The sequence below is a fragment of the Paenibacillus sp. FSL H7-0331 genome, assembly GCF_001956045.1.
The window spans coordinates 1-21,977 of sequence record NZ_MRTH01000035.1 but is presented as its reverse complement, the minus strand read 5'-3'; the positions used below and the strand labels follow the sequence as shown (position 1 = coordinate 21,977).

Sequence of the window (21,977 nt, the reverse complement as noted above, 5' to 3'; positions counted from 1 at the left end):
TTCATGTTATCTAAATTAAAATCGTATATGAGTGCAGAGCTTGATTGGTGATCTGATCTATCTTCATCATTTCAGCTAAATTACTGATTAATATAACGCTCGAAAATATGACCATAATCCTTGACTTTGTACTGCTTGTGGGTTTCCACCATCCAGAAGAAAGCAGACTCCGTAATTTCCTTAAATTGCTCGACGATATTACCGCCCTCTTTGACCGAACGATTTAATGTCGCTGATGCGAGATGAACGCTTTCTTTTGCATACTGCAGCGTCGTTTCGTTATCATAGGAGATTTCCGCAATTTTGAGCAGTGATTTATACAAATCCTTGACTTCGGCAATATGCTTCTTGTGAACATCAATGGAATAAACCGCTGCGCCAATCGTGAATTTAATTTCCACATCGAGATCAACAGTTCCCGCTGTTTCAAGAGCTACGTTCGTAATGGGATGATGGCTGTAATTAAAGCGACGAAGCGTCCGTTTTTTGCTTAGTGCACTTGTACCATCCAGATGGATAAGCCCCAAATTGGTGAAGCAGTACTCATCAGCCTTGGATTTGATCAGAAAATAAATTTTTTCGTTGTCCTCATTCATGACGTAATCGTCAGCATCTACCTTATCGTAATCCGCTGGTTTAATTACGCTTCCAATATCGCTTAACCCTAACGCATCAGCAGCAATTTTTTTGAACATAAAAGTATCATTCCTCTCCAAACTGATTATTCGATATTTATTGCAGTCCTAAGACATATACCCCAGAATAATGCCTGCCGTTTCCTCAATCGCCTTGTCGGTTACATTAATGACTGGACAGCCAAGCTGCTTCATGATGACTTGGGCATACTCCAGTTCCTCAACAATACGATCGAGCGCAGCATATTTGGCACCATCAGGCAGCCCTACAGCCTTTAGTCGCTCGGTACGAATCTTGAGCAGCTTATCCGGATCCATGATTAATCCGATAATTCGCCTGCCGTGCAGCATGAACAGTTCCTTCGGCGGCTTGACCTCAGGAACCAGCGGTAAATTGGTCACCTTATGGCCCTTATGTGCCAAAAAAATACTGAGTGGTGTCTTGGAGGTTCGTGATACGCCAATCAATATAATATCTGCCTTTAGCAATGAGCTCGTATCTCGTCCATCATCGCATTTAACAGTAAATTCTATAGCCTCGACACGGCGAAAGTAATCATCATCCATCTCATGCTGCAGCCCAGGCTTGCGCTTCGGCGAATCATTGAATGTGTCGATGAACGCCTCCATCATCGGTCCCATAATATCTATGGCTCTGACTCCCAGACGGATGGCTTCTTCCTTCATCATTTCACGCAGCTCCGGCTGCACAAGCGTATAAGCTACAAAGCCTCCCCGTTTGGCGGCAGCCTCCATGATTACACGTATTTCATCCTCATGCTTGATATGTCCAATCCGTTTTGTTGTGACCTGATGGGCATCGAATTGGCGCATAGTCGCTTTTACAACCGCCTCGGCCGTTTCACCTACCGAATCCGAGCAAATGGTTATCTCATAATGCCGATCGTCCGTCATCCACTGTTCTCCTTTGCTCACATCATACTGTACCGGCTACTTCTAGATATTCGGTGAATTCACCGTACTATCAAGACTCCGAGGCAAGCTCTACCAGCAGCTGTGTCATCATCGTATTGGTAATGCGGCCAACGACCTCCCAGCGATTACGACCCTGAGCGTTATCCTGCTTGATGGGTACAACTACCGGCAAACCGTCCACCTGATGATGGATCATCCTACGCGCCGCTTCAAGTACATTGTCTTCAGGCTGTACATGAATCACATTGGGCTCCCTGGTCATAACCATACTGACAGGCATCGTGGAGGCCGAAGGATTGCCAAGTGTGAATTTCAACAAGTCCTTACGTGAAATAATACCAGATAAACAGCTTTCTTCATCAACTACAATCAGACTGCCGACATTTTCCATGAAAAGCGCAACAACCGCATCATGAATCAATGCCGACTCTCTGACTACGACAGGTACGGCCTGGATATCTTTTATTTTCAAGGATTGCAATCTTCGAGACACTTGATTCTCAGCGGAAATGGATGAACCCGGCGTATAGCCAACCTTCGGCTTGGCATCGACCAACCCAAGCATCACCAGCAGGGCCAAATCTGAACGAAGCGTCGGACGGCTTAACCCGAGCATCTCTGCAATCTGCTCTCCGGTAATAGGCGAATGCTGCTTGACCAGTTCAACAATATGTAATTGACGGGCTGACAATTCGATAATCGTGACCTCCCTGTCCCGGAACTTTATACTTCTGGAACCTTCTATATGATATAAAGTATACCAAAAATCAGAAATGATTTACACAAATACGTCCTATAAACAATATTTATCTGCTAATAACAAATATTTTATCAAAAAAATTGGTTTTTTTCACATTTATCAGTTACATTATGTATATATAATGTGTAATAATTGATCTGAAACCACGATATATTGCAACTTATTTATTCAAATATGAGTTTGGGGGAATATGTATGGAACGAGAGCTAGCGATGGAAATAGTAAGGGTCACCGAATTGGCCGCATTATCCGCCGCACAATGGATGGGACGTGGCAACAAAAATGAAGCTGACGGGGCTGCAACTACGGCCATGAGGGCGATGTTCGACTCTGTTTCTGTACAAGGTACCGTTGTTATTGGTGAAGGTGAAATGGATGAGGCTCCTATGCTCTACATTGGCGAGAAGGTAGGAAACGGACAAGGTCCCGAAGTCGATATCGCCGTGGATCCCTTGGAAGGAACTGAATCCGTGGCCAAGGGCTTGAATAATGCGTTGTCTGTTATTGCAATGGCCAATAAAGGCTGCCTCCTGCACGCCCCTGATATGTATATGGATAAGCTGGCTGTAGGCCCATTATTGGCGGGCAAGCTGCATCTGGATGATCCGTTGGAAACAACTCTGTTGAAAGCTGCTCAATACCTGGATAAGCCGCTCAGTAATCTGACGGTAATGATATTGGATCGCGAACGCCATCAAGACAAAATCCAAACGCTCCGCCGCGTCGGTGTGCGCATTAAATTGTTAAGTGATGGAGATGTAGCGGGTGCAATGGCTCCTTGCTTAAGTGAATCCGGTATCGATTTATATGTTGGTTCCGGTGGTGCACCCGAGGGTGTATTAGCTGCCGCCGCGCTGCGCTGCCTTGACGGTGAGCTTCAGGGACGTTTGATGCCTGCCAATGATGAGGAGTTGGAACGCTGCCGACGTATGGGAATTGGCGATCCTTTCAAGCTGCTGAGCATGGACGATATGGTTGGAAGCGAAGATGTATTCTTTGCGGCCACCGGGATCACACCCGGAGAATTCCTTGGCGGTGTGCAGTATATGGGTAATCAACGCGCAGAGACACACTCGATCGTCATGAGAGCCAAAACCAAAACAGTCCGTTTTATCCGTACTGTTCATTATTTGCCCAATAAACCGCTGATCGGTGGACTTTATTTGAAATAACGGCTGCGCTGATGCATTGACCTTCATTATAGGTATGATACTATGATAAATACCGATCATACATGGCTATTTTATGAAGGAAGGTACAAGCATGAGCTTTTTATTTTATACGGTTGTGGGGCTGCTAGCTGCAACGCTTGGCAGTCTCGTCGGTCTGGGGGGCGGCATCGTCATTGTTCCCGCTCTCATTTACCTCGGTCCTTATTTCGTTGGACAGGAAATATCAGTATCAACAGCAGTCGGGACGTCCTTGGCTGTGCTGATTTTTACGGCATTTTCCTCTACGTGGGCTTTCCATAAGCAACGTAAAGTGGACTTTCGCAGTGGCTGGCTCTATTTCTTGACGTGCGGACCGGGCGCGATGCTGGGCTCTTATATGACTCAATTTGTCGATGCCAAGTCATTTCAGCTTGCCTTTGGGATTTTCATGCTGGTGATGGCGATCCTGCTGATCATTAAAGACCGTTTGAAGCCGCTAAGTCTGAAATGGCCCATCCAAAGAACGTACACAGATGCACAAGGACTCGTGCACTCGTATGGATACGGAGTGCTGCCCGCACTTGCGATCGGACTGCTTGTTGGCATCATTTCCGGCTTGTTCGGCATTGGCGGTGGTTCCTTGTTCGTACCGGCTATGATGATTTTATTTCGTTATCCGCCGCATGTGGCAACGGCTACCTCGATGTTTGTAATCTTTTTGTCGTCAATTATGGGTACCGTCACCCATCTAAGCTTGGGAGAAGTCGACGGCTGGATGGTCCTGGGACTTGCGCCGAGTGCTCTGGTTGGTGGATGGCTTGGTGCCAAAATCGCCAACGCGTTGAGCAGCAAGAAGCTGATGTGGGTGCTTCGTATCACTTTTTTTGTTGTTGCTATCCGCATGATTAACGAGGCCTGGAAGTAGCTGACTGTGATTGATGAGGATAAAATAAGAAAAGCAGTATCTTCTGAATGCTGTTCTCAGAGGTACTGCTTTTTCTATGTCATCATTATTTAGGCAGAAAGGTCTTGATCCATGAAGCAAAGCCTGCCGGATTCCGGGTCTGAATCAGCACTACACCTTCACCCCGAAAGCGGCACACAGCAGCCTCACCACTCGTTATACTGGATATCCAGCCCTTGGATGCCTTTTCAATCGTATAATTCATATAATCAGGCCAAGCAACCAAATGTCCGTTATCGATAATCCTTTCTTCTCCAGGTCCAAGATTAACCGCATGGATAGCGCCGTAGGACGATAAGAATACGGTGCCGCTGCCGCTAATCTCAACAATGAAAAAGCCTTCCCCGGATAAAAATCCCTTCATCAGGTTCTGCATCTTCGTGTTAACCTGAATGCCATTGGTCCCGGCCAGAAAGCCATCCTTCTGTACGTACAGCTTATAGGATCCATCAAGCTCAATAGCTTGTACATCACCAACCGCCGCGGGTGCCAGGAGCACCTCACCTCTGCCCTGTGTAGCTGATAATTCCTGGAAAAAGAATTTTTCACCGCTCAGCATTCTGCCAAGTCCTCGCATCAATCCACCGTCCACCGTACCTTTAAGTTCAATATTAGGTGTCATGGATACCATGGCCCCCGATTCTGCTTTTACATTTTCTCCTTTTTCCAATTCAATTTTGACCAACGGAAACGCACCCTGATACAGAATTTCGTACTTCATAGCTTATATATTCCTCCCATTCTATGAGCTAATGTAAAAATCTTCTTCTATTATAATACATTTCGCCCTTGCAATAACAACTTATGCCGAATGGTGTCGGATTATACAATCCAAATAACCCGAAGCCACGGCTCGGGTCATCCATGATTAAGTCATTTATAAAAGCCCTGTTCCTCGGCATATCGTCCCCAATGAGGACGTGATCCATCCCTATCCATAAAGCCATATATATCCGAAAGCTCCCAGGAAGTCAGAATCTGTCCTGACTTTTCAAGTACATTCGAATCTGCTGCCAATGCTGCAACTGCTCTTCCTACATAATAGGGTGTTTCCGATATCAGAAAATGTGGATCTGTCTTCGCCGCATCACGCCAATTCGCTTCCGTCACACCAAAATAATCCAGCATCGCCTCCGAACGTAAAAAACCGGGTGTTAATGAAACTGCAGCTACACGGTGCTCACGAAGCTCCGCCGCCATGGACTGTGCGAGATGGATCGCCGATATCTTCGCCAGACTGTAATACAAATTTCCACGATATCTATAATCAAAGCCATCGGTTATTTCAATGATCAGCCCCTTGTTCCTGGCAACCATTAAAGGAGCAGCATAATAGCTTGTCACCATATGGGCATGAACCGCAGGAATTTGCATTTGCAGTCCCTTATTTAATGAATGCTCCCAGAATGGCTTCCCCCATTCCGTCAGTTGCTCGCCGCCCCATATATCATTAACAAGGATATCGAGTACTCCATTCTGCTCCGAATGCACCTGCTCAAAAAGCGCCTTTACGTCGGCCTCAACCGTGTGGTCTACCCTTACTGCAATCCCGACACCACCATGTGCCGTAACTAATTCTGCTGTTTCCTCGATGGTCTCCTGCCTTCCCATATCGGATAGATTCCCTATTGTACTGCGTCCTGTCACATAAACAGTAGCGCCTGCTTCCCCCAGCATCTCAGCAATCCCGCGACCTGCGCCTCGTGTACCACCTGCCACTACAGCTACCTTTCCCTTTAAAGCCTTCATTGTAAACACAGCCTCCTATTGAATTCATCTTCATAACTTCCCAGACTACCCAGTCAGTATAACAAAGCATATATGTCAGATTTCGTCTTAATTAGGTTTACTATTTATTTCATTCATTATTAACGATGTCAAGCCAACTTTATTGAAACGGACCCCAACTTATGTCCAATTATTGATCGAATTGCGAATAATGTTTGAACAAATACCAAAAAGTGTAGTATACTATATGTAGGAAAGCACTTACACGATTAGGGGTGTTCATTATGACAACCAAAACAGCTTCAGTACATCATGCGGATCTTGACAAGACCCATTCGAATAACGAAATCCCTCGTCTGGTCACCTTAATGACCTGGATCGCTTGGGTTGCACTAGGCGTCGGCGTTCTTCTTTGTCTCATGAATTTGAACCAATTCAATGACCGTAATACCGGGCTTATGGTCGGACTTGGCTTTATTGTAGGCAGTGTGCATATTTACGTTATCGGAACCGCGATGGGACTTGTTCACAAACGTCATCTCGATAACAATAAGCAGCCATTCTAAGGTAACGAACTTCGTTTTCTGGATTGATTGCGTAGGTTGCGTTTTGTTGGGTACACATAAGCTGTAGCGACCGCTTCGAAATCACATCGTGATGACGAGGCGGTTTTTTTGTACTTATTTTGTACTTATTTTCTGCTTATTTCATTGCATAATGAGGGTCAAATCGCCACAGATGTCGAACAGGTGACATTTGTATTACGAAGAAAAGACAAATTATTGACGGTATTGTTAAGTCTGCAGTTATCTGCTTTCATTTCTGCTAAGTTATAGATAGTGATTTAATGAATTGAGATTCAGAGTTGAAAAAGGAGATGAAAAGCTTGAGGCCGAACCTACGCATTCTAATGCCACTGTTGTTTATTTTGTCGATCGTCCTGCTCACAGGATGCAGCGAACAATTTATTGTGCTCGATCCTAAAGGCCCTGTCGGCGCGGCACAAAAGGATTTGATCTGGATTTCAACTCTGCTGTGCTCTGTCGTTATCGTTCCTGTATTGCTGTTGAGCGGATTCATCTTATGGCGATACCGGGAAAAGGCGGGCAGTAAAGCAACCTACGCACCCGATTGGGCGCACAGTACCAAACTGGAAGTCATTTGGTGGGGTATACCGATTATTATTATCATTATATTGGGTTTAGTTACCGCTAAATACACGTATGCCCTTGAACCCTCCAAACCGCTGGTTTCCGATAAAAAGCCGATCACCGTTCAGGTTACCTCAATGGACTGGAAATGGCTGTTTCAATATCCGGAGCAAGGTATAGCTACTGTGAATTATTTGCAAATACCGCAAGGCGTCCCGGTCAAGTTTGAATTGACCTCGGCAACGGCGATGAATTCATTCTGGATTCCTCAGCTTGGCGGTCAAATCTACACGATGTCCGGTATGGCCATGACACTATTCCTGCAAGCAGACGAGCCTGGTCAATATTTTGGCAGCGGCGCTAACTTTAACGGTCGTGATTTTGCCCAAATGACGTTCAAGGTTGATGCTACCTCCCAGGAAGCTTTTGACGCATGGGTGAAAAAAACGAAAACCGCTTCACCTGCCCTGACAATGGACGGCTATACCAAGCTTGCTGAACCTGGGCCTGCTAACGTGCAATATTTTTCTTCCTTCCCTACCGGCTTGTTTGAGCGGATCGTAACGCAGTATGCGGTTGGCGGAAGTGCCCATCATCATGGCAGCTCACCACAGCCAAAGGCTATTGATACCAGCACTACACAAGGCAAGACAGCTCCTGCAGCTGCAACTACCCCTAATGGACATTCGGGTCATTAACGACAAAACGAAAGGAGACCTACCATGCTGGATTCAATCAAACAATTTTCATCCACATTTTTCGTCACGGGCGATCCGCTGATTCTTGGAGCTCAAGTCTCCATCGCCATCTCCATGGTGGCTATCGTATTGGCCTTGACGATTTTCAAAAAATGGAAGTGGCTTTGGACCGAATGGCTAACTACAGTTGACCATAAAAAAGTAGGGATTATGTATATCATCGCCTCCCTGCTGATGCTGTTCCGCGGCGGTGTTGATGCACTGCTCATGCGTACACAGCTTGCACTTCCGCAGCTTGAGTTTCTGCAGGCTGAGCATTATAACCAGATTTTCACTACGCACGGCGTCATTATGATTTTATTTATGGCAATGCCACTCATGTTCGGTCTATTCAATATTGCGATACCGCTGCAAATCGGTGCTCGCGATGTCGCTTTTCCGTTCCTGAACTCGCTTAGCTTTTGGCTGTTCTTCTTTGGCGCGATGCTGTTCAACCTGTCCTTCATTATAGGCGGTTCTCCCGATGCAGGCTGGCTGGCTTATCCGCCGCTCTCGGAGCTATCGGGAAGTCCGAGTGTTGGTCAAGACTTTTATATATGGGGTATACAAATCTCTGGGATCGGGAGCTTGGCGACAGGCATTAACTTTATCGTAACGATCCTGAGAATGCGTGCTCCCGGCATGACGTTAATGAAAATGCCAATGTACACATGGTCTGTTTTTACAACCTGCATCATTATCATTTTTGCCTTTCCGATCTTGACCGTTACGCTTGCCCTGTTGTTCTTGGACCGCTTCCTCGGCGCTCACTTCTTTACGCTAGATGGCGGTGGTAATCCGATGATGTACATCAACTTAATCTGGATGTGGGGTCACCCTGAGGTTTACATTGTTATTCTGCCCGCATTCGGTATATTCTCGGAAATTGTTTCGACGTTTGCCAAGAAAAAGCTGTTCGGCTATAAATCAATGGTATTTGCGATGTTTTCCATTAGTATTATGTCCTTCTTTACTTGGGCGCATCACTTCTTCACGATGGGCTCCGGTGCCAATGTGAATATATTCTTTGCCATAACGACCATGATTATCGCCATACCAACCGGTGTCAAAGTGTTCAATTGGCTGTTCACGCTGTTCCGAGGGAAAATTACATTCTCCACGCCGATGATGTGGACCGCAGCATTCATCCCTTGCTTCATTGTAGGTGGGATGACAGGCGTGCTGCTCTCTGTTGCACCAGCCGATTTTCAATTTCATAACAGCTACTTCCTGATTGCGCATTTCCACCAGGTGCTGATCGGTGGTGTCGTATTCGGATATTTTGCCGGGTTATACTACTGGTGGCCGAAGATGTTCGGCTTCAAGCTGCATGAGGGTCTCGGTAAATGGGCCTTCTGGTTCTGGAATATCGGCTTCTACGTCTGCTTTATGCCGCAATATGCACTTGGTTTGATGGGCATGACGCGCCGCTTTAATGCCTATGACTTTGATATGGGCTGGCAGCCGCTTAATGTCATTTCCACCGTCGGCGGCTTCTTGATGGGGATTGCGTTCATTTTCCAGGTGTGGCAAATTGCCCACAGTATCAAGTTTATGCAAAAGGATACAACAGGCGATCCATGGGGCGGACGTACGCTGGAATGGTCCATTCCGTCACCAGCACCGCTATATAACTTTGCAACCATTCCACGGGCAGATACGCTGGATCCATGGCTGGAAGAGAAAAATAAACGTGCAGCCGGTATTGCCACTCCTGCACCGGAGATCGAGCCGATTCATATGCCAAGAAACTCTGCGATCCCATTCATCATGTCAGTCTGCTGGTTCGTTGCAGGCTTCGGGTTTGTCTGGAGCTGGATGTGGATGGCTATTCCTGGACTTATCGGCGTCGTTGTCTGCTTGCTGGTTCGCTCCTTCACTTACAACACCGACTACTATATTCCAGTCGATGAGGTTAAACGTACAGAAGCTGCATTAAGGGGGTCCCATTAATGGCACAGACAATTACCAACAAGTCCTCCGCACACAGCGGCGGACATGGGCACGCTCAAGAGCATGACCATCATCACGATGGCCATGCCGATCAAGAATCCATGAAGACCTTCGGCTTCTGGCTGTTTCTGATAACGGATTGTATTTTATTTGGTACCTTATTTGCCACCTATGTGGTGTTAAGATTGAATACGAACGGCGGTCCCACAGCTCATGAGCTATTCGAAATGCCTGGTGTCATCGCTGAGACCTTCATCCTGCTAACGAGCAGCTTTACCAGCGGCTTGGCCGTTCTCGCCATGAATCAGGGCAATAAAAAGGCTTTGATCGGTTGGCTGGCTGTCACTGTACTGCTTGGTGCATCCTTTATTACACTCGAAGTATCCGAGTTTATTACTATGGTGCACGAGGGCGCGACGATCTCCACCAGCGCATTCCTGTCTGCCTTCTTCACGCTCGTCGGTACGCATGGCCTTCACGTATCGCTTGGACTCGTATGGATGATAGGCATCATGATCCAGCTCAGCCGCCGCGGTATCACCGATGTGACAAAGCGCAAGGTTACGATCATCAGCTTATATTGGCATTTCCTTGATATTGTGTGGATCTTCGTGTTCACAGTCGTCTATTTAATGGGGGTGATGTAAATGGATAATCACAATGCTGAGCCGCATCAAGCACATGGCGGATCCTTGAAATCCTATACAATCGGATTTATTTTATCCATTGTGCTGACCATCATTCCGCTTGTGCTTGTTATGAACCATATGCTGAACACTACCGCAACGCTTGTCATTATTCTTTTAATCGCTGTTCTGCAGTTCGCGATACAGATGATCTTCTTCATGCACATCAAGGAAGAGCAGAAACCGCGCTACAACTTGATGGCTTTGATACTTGGTCTTGTTATTCTGGTGACGATTGTATCCGGCTCGATATGGATTATGACGTATAATGCGGTTGCACATTAAAAGCTGCCATAGAACGTGAAAGCAACCCAAGCAACATCAACAAACCCGTAAGGGACAGCTCAAGAAATCGGCTGTCTCTCACGGGTTTTCATTTTCTTGCACATATTCCTATTCCGATAAACTGCCTCCACGATACCTCAACGCGTTGACAATCGATACTGCTTAGGCGTCATCGCCACATGCCTCTGAAATGCTCTATTCAAGTTCCTTTCGGAATAACCGACCATTGAGGCAATTTCCGTTATACTATAGTCCGTTACCTCTAGCAGCTTTCGAGCCTTTTCCACCTTGTATTTCATCAGGTATTCGATAAAGGAAATACCTGCTTCCTGCTTGAACAGACGGCTTAAATATGAAGGACTCATGTTGACCAGCTCCGCACACTCAATCAACGAAGGCAAGCCCTCGTTAGCCTCAATATGTGCGCATACCTTTTGTACGGCAAGCTTCGTCGTATTATTCCTGATTTCTTCCGTAATTTGTCGGTGCATCGGAAACAAGATCTCCACAAACCATTCATGGACCTCTTGGTACGTTTGTCTGGCTTTGAGCTGCTCGAATAAGTTGTCACCGAGACTATCCAATACACCGTAGCCCATTTCCTCCAGTGACTGAATAATTGAAGATAACAATACCAGGTAGCATTGCATCGCTGTGTTATAGGAATCTGATGCCCTTACCCGCTGCGAAAATTGCACCAAGATCTCCTCGGCTGCCAACAGCTCCCCCTGAAGCAAGAATTCAACCATATCCAGCTCAAAGCTTTTCGGATAATTAAAAATTTTCAGCTTATCGTTAGGAACGGCTAATCGGTTGTAATAAAGCACATGCTGACTTTCGCTAATTAACCGGTATTGCAGAGCAAGCTTAGCTTCATTATAGGATTCTGACAGCAGGGCGACGCTCTCACGCAGCTCTCCAACCCCAATTGAAACCTTGAATGACAAGTACGTCTGCAAAGCCTCGCAGATTTTATCCGCATACCCTTGAATCGTACGTGCAATTTCATCCTCGTCAGTACTGCTGTTAAAGTGCACAATGCCAACTGCTTCCTTCTCATCCTTCTCTACTACAAATCCTTGTGCCGGGGCGCAATGCTCCAGCAATTCGAGCATCACATTTTTGATAGCAAACACAATGATCGCGCCTTCATTAGGCAAAAATCTTTTTTCCTTGAACAAATTTTCCGCCATCACAACCAGTACCACATAGATACCTTCCTGTGGAATCCCATACGTATGACAGGACGAATCTAAAGCTTCTTTGCGGATTGCCAATGTATTGCCTAACACATTCAGTAGAAATTGATCGCGTAAATCCGGCTGGATCTTTTTCACGTAGCTGTCCAACGATTCCGCCTGATCTCTCAAATAAGTCAAACAGGAGCGAATAAATTCGATTTCATTGCCCTTGATGCCGGGAGTCCTCGTTGTACCTACATTCCGCAGCTGTTCGCCATATTTAAGGAGCTTGTCGATGGGGCTGTATGCCATCTTGGAGAATACAATCGTCAATACTACACCGAGAAGCAAAAAAATCAACACGGATAGGGCGATAAACAAACGAAGCCACGTCAGTTGGCTTGTCATTTCGCGCTCCGGCATCAGTGAAACATAAGTTCTTCCGAGAGCCGTTCGATAAAATACGGTCAACAGACGCTCACCTTGATCATCGGTTTGAATAAAACGGTCGGTATCGCTATCATCTGATAAGACACGGTTTAGCAGTGGCTGTGTATTTGCAGGCTTACCCAGCAAGAAATCATTGGATGAGTGCAGCATAATATGATTTTTGCCATCCATAACTAATAGATCCTGGGTACGCAGGCTAGAGCCGGAATTGAACAACAGCTTGCGTATTTCCGCCTCTCTGACCTGGAAAATCATAATACCCTGCGGTTTGCCGTAATTCGTTACTGGAAGCCGACGTACGTATGAAATACAGCCATCCTGAGCGGAAGAAGGCAGATATACCCATTCCGATTTATTTTCCATAGACAGAACCTTTAAGATATTGTCACGCTGCGGGGAGTTCTCCAAAGTGGCTGCTCCGTACCCGCTGGATATGGCAATATCGCTCGCGCTTTGATAGAAAACAACCTCACGAATCAAGCTGCCGGAATTCTTTTGCACCGACAGTGTCTCCAGTATCTCTGACTGCTCAACATAATGTTCGGCAAAGTCGGGCTGACCGAGAACAGCTTTGATCGAGGGCTGGATCGATAGCTGTAGCGATTGATATTCGATTTGAGTCAATACATTTTCCATACGTTCCTTCAGCTGCAATAACGAGGCGTAGCTGTCCTCCTGAAACTGCTGGGTCAGCTTGTTCTCAGACACGTGCAAATAAGCGCTGCCCAGCAGGAAAATGGGCAGCGAAACCGAAATACATCCCAACCAGACTAGACGGCTTAAATAGTTTGTTCCGGGGAGCATGGTGCCAAGCAGCGCAAGCCCCCTTTGTATCCAGTATTTCATAGACGCCTCCCCGGCAAACAGAGGTTGTTACTTGCCTAAATAGTTTTTATAATTTTTGGCGAATTCCTGATAAGCTTGCTTCGTTTCTGGAAGATTATTAATTTTATCGACATACTGCTTGTATTCATCCATACTAATCTGGCCGACAATCACCTTGGTTACCATCGATTTCCACTCGCTCTCATATTTGGACCACACATTGATCCAAGAATCGGACACCAGGAATCGGAACGGGTCCACCTGACCAATTTCATCAAAGTTGGCTACTTCCTTGATCTTGGCGTCATTGTAGGCTTTGCTTCCGGATGCGCTGATGACCTTACCCCATTTTTGATAGGTAAGCACTCCGACTCCTTTACTTGTTGTATTGACTTCCTTAATCCCCTTCTCGTTCAATACCTTTTGTCCATCGACTACCGTATAATGTACACCCTCTGTACCGTAATAGGCAAAATCGGTGATACTTTCTGATGCCGTCTTCTCAAAATAATCAAGAAGCTGCCATACCTTGGCTTCCGGTACCTGCTTGGATATCAAGAAGCCTCCACCGCCACCTATAGATAGATCAACCGCCATACCTTTAGGACCTTTAAGCGCCAAATTCAGAATCTGCGGATTTTTTTGTCCGGCTTTTTCCATTGCGGTTTCCCACTGCTTATCCCACCAAATACTTCTTGGATAGGAAGCGGCGCGGCCCGTCTGGAATAGTTCCTCAGCTTGGGTCGTTTTCATGACGGCAAATTCCTTGGACAATATGCCCTCCTTGTAGAGCTTCTGAAACCAGGCAATCATCTCTGTGTACTGCGGATTCAAGCTGGTATAGATCAAGCCTCCTGCAGCATCGTAGGTAGGCTGCGATGCGCCAAATCCAGCAGCAAACGAGGCATCCCCATCACTCACGATCACTCCATGGCCGATCAGGCCAAGCGTGTCCTTCTTGCCGTTGCCGTCAATGTCGGCATCGATGATTTTTTTCAATGCGTCCGCATATTCATCCAGTGTAGTAGGTACCGGAATTTTCAACTGATCGAGCCAGTCCTTACGGATTTTGATTCCTGGGTCTACTCTTGAACGTGATCCCGGCAGCGAGTAAATTTTGCCATCTATTGTTCTGTATTTAAAAGCATCCTTAACCAGATTGTTTTTCATATTCGGGTATTTACTTAAATCACCGAGAAACGGGGTGAGGTCCCAAAACGCGCCATTTTTGATCGCACTGAGCAGGGTTGCCTTCTTGAAATCGGGAACAGCAACGACCTCGGGCAGATCACCAGAAGCGAGCAGCAAATCGAGCTTTGTGTTCAAATCACCAGAGGGTACCCATTCCACGTTGAGCTTGGAGTTGGTCCTTTTTTGCCATTCCGACCAATAATCATCATTCATATTCGGTACTTCATTATACAATCCAGCAAACATTTTGATAGATAACGGTTTATCTGCATCCTTGCTTTGTCCTGATGGCGCTGAACCTTTGTCCGTCCCGGCTACCTTATTCGTCTCCGTCTGACCCGAACAACCCGCAGCTGTCGCAAGCGCTAACATCAGCGCCAACGTCATATACATCCTTTTATTCTTGTGCTTCATCCGTTAAAATCCTCCCCATTGTGATTATCGATGCGCAGCTCCTACATGCTACCAGAGCGCTCAAGTCGAATTATATACGGCTTCGGAAAGGCAGAATACGGACAATACTTTTACATCGCATCTCAAAAAGAAATGTCCTGCTCTACCGCCGTACTTAATAAGGAAAAGCGGGGATCGTGGCCGCTAACGAAAGAAAAGTCCGGTATATTCCATCCACTTCAACACTGCTTTCGAGCAGAATCAGACTCATTCATGGGATTGCTCTAGCTCCCGACTGTCTTACCACTCATTCGTGCCTTGAATTCGCCAGGTGAGCAATGATTGTGCCGTTTGAATAGTTTATAAAATTGAGCAGTGCTCGGGATCCCTACCTCACAGGCAATTTCCGTAATGCTCAGATCACGGGTCGCCAGCAGCCGTTCGGCTTTTTTGACGCGTTTGTAGTTAACGAATTCGATAAAAGACAGTCCCATCGTTGTGCGAAAATAGCGGATAAAATAGGCGTAGCTCAAATTAAGCAGGCTGCAAACCTCTTCGACTGTAATTTTCTCACCTAAATTCCGCTCCACATAATCAAGTGCAGGCCGCAGACGGGTTACCTCCAGATCCGTATCGCCGCCTTGAAGCATCATCCTGGAGTCATAGCGCAGCAAAAGCAGCAGCAGCTTTTTGATCGCAGCACCAATGGCCAGCTCGTAGCCGCGCTGCTGCGACTGGGATTCCCTATATATCTCGTTCACAAGTGAGAAAGCCTCTTCGCAAGCCTCAGGGTGCTCCCTGAATATATAATTCAATGTGCTCAGCGGCTGGGTCAGCTCGGAAAAGCAGTGCAAATAAGGCAGCGAGCTTTGATCAAAATGCTGCAGCAAGTCGACCTGAAGCACAATGAACCGCAGCGGGGTTGGCAGTGCTTTATGAATTCGATGCAGCTGTGAGGAGCCGAACAGCATAATATCCCCATAGTCCTGGATACGATAATCATCCTTCGTTTGTATGCCGGCACGACCTTCTGTTATGGCTAGAAATTCAACCTCTTTGTGATAATGCCAGGGCCATACCTCGGGAATCCCCGCTGTCTGTTTGTCGGATTGTACCTCCCATACCTTCAAAAAAAGGGATGGGTTCTGATATATAACGAGTTCCTCCCTGACGGGATCATGCCGCGTATCCATTGCAATGGTCATAAACGAATGCACCTCATCGGTTTCACTTAAGAAGATTGTTTCCTCTTATAGATTGAAATCTATATATGTCGAGTATAGCACAGGATCTTTCGATAAAATCAAAAAGGTCATTTTTGGAGAAGGAACGGGCAGTTTTCAGTCTATCTTTTGTGTAAGCGGTTGCCTATAATCTGAGAAGAAAGCACATATCCGAACATATAATGGAGGTATTCAATATGAGTGCAAGACTGCGCGTTACCGTCTGGAATGAATTCCGTCATGAACAAAATAACGAAAAGGTGCGGGCCGTCTATCCCCAAGGCATCCATCACGCTATCGGTGAAGGCCTCGGCGATGCTTTTGAGATCAGCTATGCTACCTTGGATGAAGAAGAGCATGGATTAACCGAAGAGAAGCTGAACGGTACCGACGTTCTGATCTGGTGGGGGCATAAAGCGCACCGTGAAGTGGCTGACGTCATCGTCGACCGCGTTCATAAACGTGTACGTGAGGGCATGGGTTTAATCGTGCTGCACTCCGGACATTTCTCCAAAATTTTCATGAAGCTGATGGGTACCTCATGCAATTTGAAGTGGCGTGAGGCTGACGAGAAGGAACGGCTGTGGGTCGTATCCCCCGGACATCCGATTGTTGAAGGCATTGGTGAATACATTGAGCTTGAGCAGGAGGAAATGTACGGCGAGCACTTTGACATTCCACAGCCGGACGAATTGATCTTTACAAGCTGGTTCGAGGGCGGGGAAGTATTCCGCAGCGGCTGCACGTTCCATCGTGGACAAGGGAAAATCTTTTATTTCCGTCCCGGTCATGAAACCTATCCTACTTATTATAATGAACAGATTCGCCGCGTTATCCGCAACGCCGTATCGTGGGCAGCGCCAACAACTCGTCCAGTGCCTGTCTATGGCAACAGCAAGCCGCTGGAGACGATCCAAGGAGGTAAGTAATATGTCGGAAGCTGTCCAAGCAAATAAGCCCTTCAGGGCCGTCCAGGTCGGCTGTGGCAACATGGGCAAACGTTGGGTCAAATATGCGCTCTCGAGAGAAGACGTTGAAATTGTCGCTTTGGTCGATATTTATCCAGCTGCCGCGGAATCGATGGCGAATGAGCTCGGTCTTACCTGCGGAAGATTTACCAGTCTTGAGGAAGCCATTCGCTCCACCGGAGCCAACCTGGTGATGGACGTTACGATACCCGAGGTTCACAAAAGCGTCGTTATGACAGCAACAGCGCTCGGCTGCAATGTGATCGGGGAGAAGCCGATGGCCGCCTCCATGCAGGATGCAGTTGAGATGAAGAACTTCGTGAATCAACATAATAAAAACTACATCGTTATGCAGAACCGCAGGTACAATAAACAAATCCGCGAGGCGCGTGGAATGATCGAGCAGGACGTCATCGGACAACCTGGCTTTATGAAAGCCGACTTTTTCCTTGGACCGCACTTTGGCGGCTTTCGCGAAGCGATGGACAACCCGCTCATTCTCGATATGGCAATCCATACCTTTGACCAGGCTCGCTTTCTGCTCGGTGCCAACCCGGTATCCGTGTACTGCCATGAATTTAATCCGCCTTATTCCTGGTACAAAGGCAATGCTTCGGCAGTCTGCATATTTGAAATGTCGGACGGCACTGTGTTTTCCTATAATGGCTCATGGAGTGCTGAAGGCGCCCCAACCTCCTGGGAAAGTGCGTGGCGAATTGTCGGCTCCAAAGGAACCTTGATATGGGATGGTACAAATAGGCCCTATGCCGAAGTCGTACCCGTAGAACCGGCTCAAGGAGCCTTTATGAACGAACACATGCAAGTTCACCCTTCCGCAGTCTGGGAAGGCCGTGAGGGGCATGAGGGCTGCTTCGAGGAAATGTTCACCTCGCTTATTGAAGGTCGCAAGGCAGAGACGGATTGCTCGGATAACCTGAACAGTATGGCAATGGTGTTCGGTGCGATCGAAAGCGCGAAGCGTGGGGAAAAAGTACAGATCAGCTCCATAATTGAAAAAATGTAGGTTTATGAAATCGAACATAGCCAATCAAGACCATTACTCGTATGGTCTTGATTGATGCTTGATTACGATGTCCTATGCCTATATGTCGGTGAACAGAGAAGAAGCTAAGAATCAATTGAAATTGATTCTTAGCTTCTTTGTGATGCCGGTGAAGGGACTCGAACCCCCACTCCCTCTCAAGAAACGGATTTTGAGTCCGTCGCGTCTGCCATTCCGCCACACCGGCAAGTGTGTGGCGCGCCCTGAGAGATTCGAACTCCCGGCCTTTTGATTCGTAGTCAAACGCTCTATCCAGCTGAGCTAAGGGCGCGCGGTATATAATTATATTCTGCATTCCAGCAGTTATTTCTGCGCTGCTTCATGTGCGCAAGAAGTATAATATCACGAATAAAATACGAATGCAAGCAAAATATTAAAATATTATTTTTTTTCCAAAATATCATCCATTATCCCCTGTTCTAAAGCACATAAAAAGAACATGTCTATTCCCTTTTACTCATCACATACCAGCTATCCGTTTGCTCCGGGTAATACTTGTGATCGATTATTTCATATTTCAGCTTCTGATACAATTCAATATTCCCTGGTATCGATAAACGTACCTCCACCCTGGTTTCCAATATTCCTTTGGCTCTAGCCTGTTCCTCAATAAAGCTCAGCAGCTTTCTACAAATCCCATTCCCTCTGTAGGCAGGTGAGACTGACACTCTTCCTATGTACATGTGTGAATCTTTAAATTTATAACGGGCCGTTCCAACAGCGGTCTGACCCGACCAAGCTATCACCGCACCGCCACCCTGCTGTATGATTTTAATAATATCGTCCGCTGTTTCGGAAAGCGCCCCTGATGGCGGATTCAACTTACCTGCGTACTCCTGAAAAGCTTGCTGCATCGTGCTCAGGATCAGATCAGCTTGATCGATATCCGCTTCTTTTACCTCAATGTTCATGAATGATCACTCCGTCATATAAGTTCACTTACAGCTACAACCGTTTTTCAAGACAGATCGGGATCATCCTGTTCTGGCGAACTGTCCTCACGATTAAATTCTTGCTCCAATATGGAGTGAAGTAAGGAATCGTGCCATTTACCTTTATGCTGCATATGTTCTCGCAGACGCCCTTCATAAGTCATTCCGATTTTCTGCATGACCTTGGCTGAACCGATGTTGTCAGGACGACAAGTCGCGTAGATTCGGTGTAACCCATGAACTTGAAATCCAAAGCCTAGCATAGCCGTAGCAGCTTCAGCTGCGAAGCCTTGTCGCCAAAATTCCGGATTGAAGCAATAGCCAATCTCCCCCTTCTTCGGTTCAGATAGGTGAATACCGCATCCACCAATAATCTGATTCGTCGCCTTCAGGACGACAGCCATTTCAAAATCTTTTCTCAGCTGCACCTGCTGCTGCTCAATGACTCTGCTCACAAAATCCTTGGTATCCTCCTCTGTATTGGGCCCCCAGATCATATGTGTGGCAACCAGAGGACTTGAGGCGTACAAATGCACGGCCACCCAGTCTTCTTGCTTAAATTCTCTTATTATCAATCGCTCCGTAACTAGCTGCATGCACATATCTCCCTTCGCGTTCAAAGTGTTTATAGCGCAAAAAGGAATGCGTCTCATCAAGCAGCATTCCAATACACTCTTAATACGATTATAGGATATTATTATTAAATTTGGAATTAAAACTATGTTAAGGCTAGCAACAACTTATAACAATCCAACCGGGCTGCAGCTAGCCTCGTGCTCTTGTAACCACCACGTACTGCGCGTAGTACTCAAAGCTTGCCTCTGGCGCCCGTATCCACCTCTCAGCGCTTCCAGTCAGCCTCCACGCTTGTATCCACCCTCCGAGTGCATAACCTGCCCGGTAATCCATTCTGCTTCATTACTTGCCAAGAAGGCGATAAGCCGTGCAACATCCACAGGTGTTCCTATTCGTCCTCTCGGGAATCGAGGCAGCTGTTCAGCTTTGATAGAGTCTGTCATCCAGCCGGTATCGGTTGGCCCAGGGTTGACTGCATTAACTGTGATTCCTTTATCCGCTACTTCAGCGGCTAGCGTCTTGGTTAGTACCTCTATTGCACCTTTTGTCATCGCGTAGGCAAGCTCCTGTTCCATAGCTCCAAGAGATTGTCCTGAGGTCAGGTTTATGATTCTCCCGCCTGTACCTTTGTCAAATCTGCGTGCGAACTCCACACTTAATAAGGAGGCTGTTCGCATATTCACAAAATAGTGTGCATCCAGTATCGAGGAAGTCAGCTGCTCGTAGCCATCACGAGTCGAATATGCTGCATTATTAACAAGAATCGATGGCGCTCCAAACTCCTGCTCCACCGTATTCAGAACTTGGTTGAACGAGTCTGCTTCAGATAGATCAATTTCTATAAATTTGCAGCGAACTCCATAGCTCTCTACTTGCTGCTGGATTTGAAATGCTTCATTTTCATGGACTCCCCAAGGCATTGTACGATCATAGCCTGGCCACGTTGTAAAAAAGATATCTATTCCCGCCTGCGCCAGTGCGTTGCAAATTGCAGCACCGATTCCTTGCAAACGTGTCGCTCCTGTAACGACAGCTATTGTATCAAGTGAACTGTTCAATTGATTCATATTGGCCATAGAAACCTCCATCCTTCACATCCGTATACATTATTCTTTAAGCAGCCTCAAACTTCGTTCCACCTATTTGATTTAAAGGTTTGCAAAGGACCTTCGCCATCATCACGCCTGCCTTCTTCGTAATTATGATCTGTATACTCGGAAATAACCTTTCGCCAAAACAGCTGCGATGAAGCATTATTTTCTATTTGCCCCACCCTCCATATCCCCGGAAACATGTCAAACAAGCTGATCGCCACCTTGCTTCCTATTCCCATTCTTCTAAATCTCTTCATCACAAAAAACTCTGCTATCGAATAGATCGTATCCCCTTCTGTATCCACTTCAAGCGCTCTCACCAAAGCGAAGCCAGCCAGCTTCTCATCTACTCGTATAAAAAAAGCATACCTGCCGTCCTCAGTCCAGTAATGATCCAAATATGCATAATCATAGTATCCCTGCTCGTTCACATCATCAAGCTCATACTCACTAAAATCATATTTGTACAGCTCCATTAGCTGTCTCAGTACCGATTTTTGTCCATAAGCCACTTTTTCTAATATCATGTTCATAACTCCTCTCTCCACTATTTCTTCCTATTATTATCCGTATTGGAAGGGTACTTGAACATGGATTTTTTGTATGTAATTAAGATTTCCGATCCATGTTTCTACTATTTAAATGGATTACTTATTTAAGAGCTTTTCCGAAAAAGCAAAAAAACCTTGATATACAAGGTTTATCGGTTATCACTATATATAATTAGCATTTAATTTAAAATGGTCGGGACGACACGATTTGAACATGCGACCCCCTGGTCCCAAACCAGGTGCTCTACCAAGCTGAGCTACGTCCCGACAATATATACAATTAGAAATGATTAAGTTGCGGGGGCAGGATTTGAACCTGCGGCCTTCGGGTTATGAGCCCGACGAGCTACCGGGCTGCTCCACCCCGCGTCAATCAATATAAATATGGTGGGCGCTGACGGGATCGAACCGCCGACCCTCTGCTTGTAAGGCAGATGCTCTCCCAGCTGAGCTAAGCGCCCTTGCTTTGGTGACCCGTAGGGGACTCGAACCCCTGTTACCTCCGTGAAAGGGAGGTGTCTTAACCACTTGACCAACGGGCCGA

Annotated in this window: 21 protein-coding genes and 6 tRNA genes; 9 read left to right on the top strand and 18 right to left on the bottom strand. The window is 46.5% G+C overall.

Annotation, left to right across the window (positions count from 1 at the left end; genetic code table 11):
* Window positions 1-80 precede the first annotated feature (80 nt).
* The 3 genes from BK127_RS32535 to BK127_RS32525 form a co-directional block, all read right to left on the bottom strand.
* The gene (locus tag BK127_RS32535) at window positions 81-695 is read right to left on the bottom strand and encodes a PH domain-containing protein (RefSeq protein ID WP_076236261.1); all 615 of its coding nucleotides are present in this window, start codon (window positions 693-695) and stop codon (window positions 81-83) included.
* A 48-nt stretch (window positions 696-743) separates the two neighbouring features.
* Window positions 744-1,550, bottom strand: coding sequence for a pyruvate, water dikinase regulatory protein (locus BK127_RS32530; RefSeq protein ID WP_076236260.1), 807 nt, complete (start codon window positions 1,548-1,550; stop codon window positions 744-746).
* 70 nt (window positions 1,551-1,620) lie between these two features.
* Window positions 1,621-2,271, bottom strand: coding sequence for a helix-turn-helix transcriptional regulator (locus BK127_RS32525; RefSeq protein ID WP_083689775.1), 651 nt, complete (start codon window positions 2,269-2,271; stop codon window positions 1,621-1,623).
* A 254-nt stretch (window positions 2,272-2,525) separates the two neighbouring features.
* On the opposite strand from BK127_RS32525, the gene glpX reads away from it, so the two are divergent.
* Together glpX and BK127_RS32515 are read left to right on the top strand one after the other, a co-directional pair.
* Window positions 2,526-3,503, top strand: a complete 978-nt coding sequence (gene glpX / locus BK127_RS32520; protein WP_076236258.1) for a class II fructose-bisphosphatase — start codon at window positions 2,526-2,528, stop codon at window positions 3,501-3,503.
* A 91-nt stretch (window positions 3,504-3,594) separates the two neighbouring features.
* Window positions 3,595-4,407 (top strand): sulfite exporter TauE/SafE family protein, encoded by an 813-nt coding sequence (locus BK127_RS32515; RefSeq protein WP_076236257.1) that lies wholly within the window; start codon window positions 3,595-3,597, stop codon window positions 4,405-4,407.
* An 85-nt stretch (window positions 4,408-4,492) separates the two neighbouring features.
* Here BK127_RS32515 and BK127_RS32510 read toward each other — a convergent pair whose 3' ends face one another.
* Both BK127_RS32510 and BK127_RS32505 read right to left on the bottom strand, forming a co-directional pair.
* Window positions 4,493-5,167: a TIGR00266 family protein gene (locus BK127_RS32510; RefSeq protein ID WP_076236256.1), complete on the bottom strand. Its 675-nt coding sequence runs from the start codon at window positions 5,165-5,167 to the stop codon at window positions 4,493-4,495.
* Between the two features lie 152 nt (window positions 5,168-5,319).
* Window positions 5,320-6,195: an SDR family oxidoreductase gene (locus BK127_RS32505; RefSeq protein ID WP_076236255.1), complete on the bottom strand. Its 876-nt coding sequence runs from the start codon at window positions 6,193-6,195 to the stop codon at window positions 5,320-5,322.
* A gap of 263 nt (window positions 6,196-6,458) precedes the next feature.
* Here BK127_RS32505 and BK127_RS32500 point away from each other — a divergent pair, with 263 nt between their 5' ends.
* From BK127_RS32500 to cyoD, 5 genes are all read left to right on the top strand, one after another.
* A complete protein-coding gene (locus BK127_RS32500; protein WP_076236254.1) occupies window positions 6,459-6,740 on the top strand; it encodes a hypothetical protein in 282 nt (93 codons plus the stop codon).
* Between the two features lie 344 nt (window positions 6,741-7,084).
* Window positions 7,085-8,023 (top strand): ubiquinol oxidase subunit II, encoded by a 939-nt coding sequence (gene cyoA, locus BK127_RS32495; protein ID WP_076236253.1) that lies wholly within the window; start codon window positions 7,085-7,087, stop codon window positions 8,021-8,023.
* 24 nt (window positions 8,024-8,047) lie between these two features.
* Entirely contained in the window at window positions 8,048-10,015 is a 1,968-nt protein-coding gene (locus tag BK127_RS32490; RefSeq protein ID WP_076236252.1) for a cbb3-type cytochrome c oxidase subunit I, read from the top strand.
* Window positions 10,015-10,662, top strand: a complete 648-nt coding sequence (cyoC, locus tag BK127_RS42700; protein WP_083689774.1) for a cytochrome o ubiquinol oxidase subunit III — start codon at window positions 10,015-10,017, stop codon at window positions 10,660-10,662. The genes BK127_RS32490 and cyoC overlap by 1 nt, the downstream gene beginning before the upstream one ends.
* On the top strand, window positions 10,663-10,986 hold the full coding sequence (gene cyoD / locus BK127_RS42695; protein ID WP_083689773.1) for a cytochrome o ubiquinol oxidase subunit IV: 324 nt from the start codon (window positions 10,663-10,665) through the stop codon (window positions 10,984-10,986).
* 137 nt (window positions 10,987-11,123) lie between these two features.
* Here the strand turns inward: cyoD and BK127_RS32480 are convergent, their stop codons facing one another.
* From BK127_RS32480 to BK127_RS32470, 3 genes are all read right to left on the bottom strand, one after another.
* Complete coding sequence (locus tag BK127_RS32480; RefSeq protein ID WP_076236251.1) at window positions 11,124-13,463, bottom strand: helix-turn-helix domain-containing protein; 2,340 nt, start codon at window positions 13,461-13,463, stop codon at window positions 11,124-11,126.
* A gap of 27 nt (window positions 13,464-13,490) precedes the next feature.
* Window positions 13,491-15,047 carry an extracellular solute-binding protein gene (locus BK127_RS32475; RefSeq protein ID WP_076236250.1) on the bottom strand — a complete coding sequence of 519 codons (1,557 nt, stop codon included), beginning with the start codon at window positions 15,045-15,047 and terminating at the stop codon, window positions 13,491-13,493.
* 263 nt (window positions 15,048-15,310) lie between these two features.
* Entirely contained in the window at window positions 15,311-16,231 is a 921-nt protein-coding gene (locus tag BK127_RS32470) for a helix-turn-helix domain-containing protein (protein WP_076236249.1), read from the bottom strand.
* 215 nt (window positions 16,232-16,446) lie between these two features.
* On the opposite strand from BK127_RS32470, the gene BK127_RS32465 reads away from it, so the two are divergent.
* Both BK127_RS32465 and BK127_RS32460 read left to right on the top strand, forming a co-directional pair.
* Window positions 16,447-17,178, top strand: coding sequence for a ThuA domain-containing protein (locus BK127_RS32465; protein ID WP_076236248.1), 732 nt, complete (start codon window positions 16,447-16,449; stop codon window positions 17,176-17,178).
* Window position 17,179: 1 nt separating this feature from the next.
* Window positions 17,180-18,241, top strand: a complete 1,062-nt coding sequence (locus tag BK127_RS32460) for a Gfo/Idh/MocA family protein (RefSeq protein WP_076236247.1) — start codon at window positions 17,180-17,182, stop codon at window positions 18,239-18,241.
* A 143-nt stretch (window positions 18,242-18,384) separates the two neighbouring features.
* Here BK127_RS32460 and BK127_RS32455 read toward each other — a convergent pair.
* The 10 genes from BK127_RS32455 to BK127_RS32410 all read right to left on the bottom strand — a co-directional run bounded on the left by BK127_RS32455 (window position 18,385) and on the right by BK127_RS32410 (window position 21,975).
* Window positions 18,385-18,467, bottom strand: a tRNA-Leu gene (locus BK127_RS32455).
* Between the two features lie 7 nt (window positions 18,468-18,474).
* A tRNA-Arg gene (locus BK127_RS32450) sits at window positions 18,475-18,551 on the bottom strand.
* 172 nt (window positions 18,552-18,723) lie between these two features.
* Window positions 18,724-19,191 (bottom strand): GNAT family N-acetyltransferase, encoded by a 468-nt coding sequence (locus BK127_RS32445; RefSeq protein WP_083689772.1) that lies wholly within the window; start codon window positions 19,189-19,191, stop codon window positions 18,724-18,726.
* A gap of 47 nt (window positions 19,192-19,238) precedes the next feature.
* Window positions 19,239-19,808, bottom strand: coding sequence for a GNAT family N-acetyltransferase (locus BK127_RS32440; protein WP_076236246.1), 570 nt, complete (start codon window positions 19,806-19,808; stop codon window positions 19,239-19,241).
* Window positions 19,809-20,066: 258 nt separating this feature from the next.
* Complete coding sequence (locus tag BK127_RS32435; RefSeq protein WP_144026637.1) at window positions 20,067-20,855, bottom strand: SDR family oxidoreductase; 789 nt, start codon at window positions 20,853-20,855, stop codon at window positions 20,067-20,069.
* 56 nt (window positions 20,856-20,911) lie between these two features.
* Window positions 20,912-21,409, bottom strand: a complete 498-nt coding sequence (locus tag BK127_RS32430; protein ID WP_305954341.1) for a GNAT family N-acetyltransferase — start codon at window positions 21,407-21,409, stop codon at window positions 20,912-20,914.
* Between the two features lie 214 nt (window positions 21,410-21,623).
* Window positions 21,624-21,700: transfer RNA gene (locus BK127_RS32425), tRNA-Pro, on the bottom strand.
* Between the two features lie 28 nt (window positions 21,701-21,728).
* Window positions 21,729-21,802: transfer RNA gene (locus BK127_RS32420), tRNA-Met, on the bottom strand.
* A 16-nt stretch (window positions 21,803-21,818) separates the two neighbouring features.
* A tRNA-Val gene (locus BK127_RS32415) sits at window positions 21,819-21,894 on the bottom strand.
* 6 nt (window positions 21,895-21,900) lie between these two features.
* A tRNA-Glu gene (locus tag BK127_RS32410) sits at window positions 21,901-21,975 on the bottom strand.
* Window positions 21,976-21,977 lie beyond the last annotated feature (2 nt).

What these genes read in the sequence shown, in the direction of transcription:
- BK127_RS32430 (WP_305954341.1), bottom strand. Translation starts at nt 21,409, where the DNA reads ATGATATTAGAAAAAGTGGCTTATGGACAAAAATCGGTACTGAGACAG.
- BK127_RS32500 (WP_076236254.1), top strand. Translation starts at nt 6,459, where the DNA reads ATGACAACCAAAACAGCTTCAGTACATCATGCGGATCTTGACAAGACC.
- BK127_RS32440 (WP_076236246.1), bottom strand. Translation starts at nt 19,808, where the DNA reads ATGCAGCTAGTTACGGAGCGATTGATAATAAGAGAATTTAAGCAAGAA.
- cyoD (WP_083689773.1), top strand. Translation starts at nt 10,663, where the DNA reads ATGGATAATCACAATGCTGAGCCGCATCAAGCACATGGCGGATCCTTG.
- BK127_RS32435 (WP_144026637.1), bottom strand. Translation starts at nt 20,855, where the DNA reads ATGAATCAATTGAACAGTTCACTTGATACAATAGCTGTCGTTACAGGA.
- BK127_RS32465 (WP_076236248.1), top strand. Translation starts at nt 16,447, where the DNA reads ATGAGTGCAAGACTGCGCGTTACCGTCTGGAATGAATTCCGTCATGAA.
- BK127_RS32470 (WP_076236249.1), bottom strand. Translation starts at nt 16,231, where the DNA reads ATGACCATTGCAATGGATACGCGGCATGATCCCGTCAGGGAGGAACTC.
- BK127_RS32460 (WP_076236247.1), top strand. Translation starts at nt 17,180, where the DNA reads ATGTCGGAAGCTGTCCAAGCAAATAAGCCCTTCAGGGCCGTCCAGGTC.
- BK127_RS32530 (WP_076236260.1), bottom strand. Translation starts at nt 1,550, where the DNA reads ATGACGGACGATCGGCATTATGAGATAACCATTTGCTCGGATTCGGTA.
- BK127_RS32505 (WP_076236255.1), bottom strand. Translation starts at nt 6,195, where the DNA reads ATGAAGGCTTTAAAGGGAAAGGTAGCTGTAGTGGCAGGTGGTACACGA.
- BK127_RS32515 (WP_076236257.1), top strand. Translation starts at nt 3,595, where the DNA reads ATGAGCTTTTTATTTTATACGGTTGTGGGGCTGCTAGCTGCAACGCTT.
- BK127_RS32490 (WP_076236252.1), top strand. Translation starts at nt 8,048, where the DNA reads ATGCTGGATTCAATCAAACAATTTTCATCCACATTTTTCGTCACGGGC.
- BK127_RS32445 (WP_083689772.1), bottom strand. Translation starts at nt 19,191, where the DNA reads ATGAACATTGAGGTAAAAGAAGCGGATATCGATCAAGCTGATCTGATC.
- BK127_RS32480 (WP_076236251.1), bottom strand. Translation starts at nt 13,463, where the DNA reads ATGAAATACTGGATACAAAGGGGGCTTGCGCTGCTTGGCACCATGCTC.
- cyoA (WP_076236253.1), top strand. Translation starts at nt 7,085, where the DNA reads ATGCCACTGTTGTTTATTTTGTCGATCGTCCTGCTCACAGGATGCAGC.
- glpX (WP_076236258.1), top strand. Translation starts at nt 2,526, where the DNA reads ATGGAACGAGAGCTAGCGATGGAAATAGTAAGGGTCACCGAATTGGCC.
- BK127_RS32510 (WP_076236256.1), bottom strand. Translation starts at nt 5,167, where the DNA reads ATGAAGTACGAAATTCTGTATCAGGGTGCGTTTCCGTTGGTCAAAATT.
- BK127_RS32475 (WP_076236250.1), bottom strand. Translation starts at nt 15,047, where the DNA reads ATGAAGCACAAGAATAAAAGGATGTATATGACGTTGGCGCTGATGTTA.
- cyoC (WP_083689774.1), top strand. Translation starts at nt 10,015, where the DNA reads ATGGCACAGACAATTACCAACAAGTCCTCCGCACACAGCGGCGGACAT.
- BK127_RS32535 (WP_076236261.1), bottom strand. Translation starts at nt 695, where the DNA reads ATGTTCAAAAAAATTGCTGCTGATGCGTTAGGGTTAAGCGATATTGGA.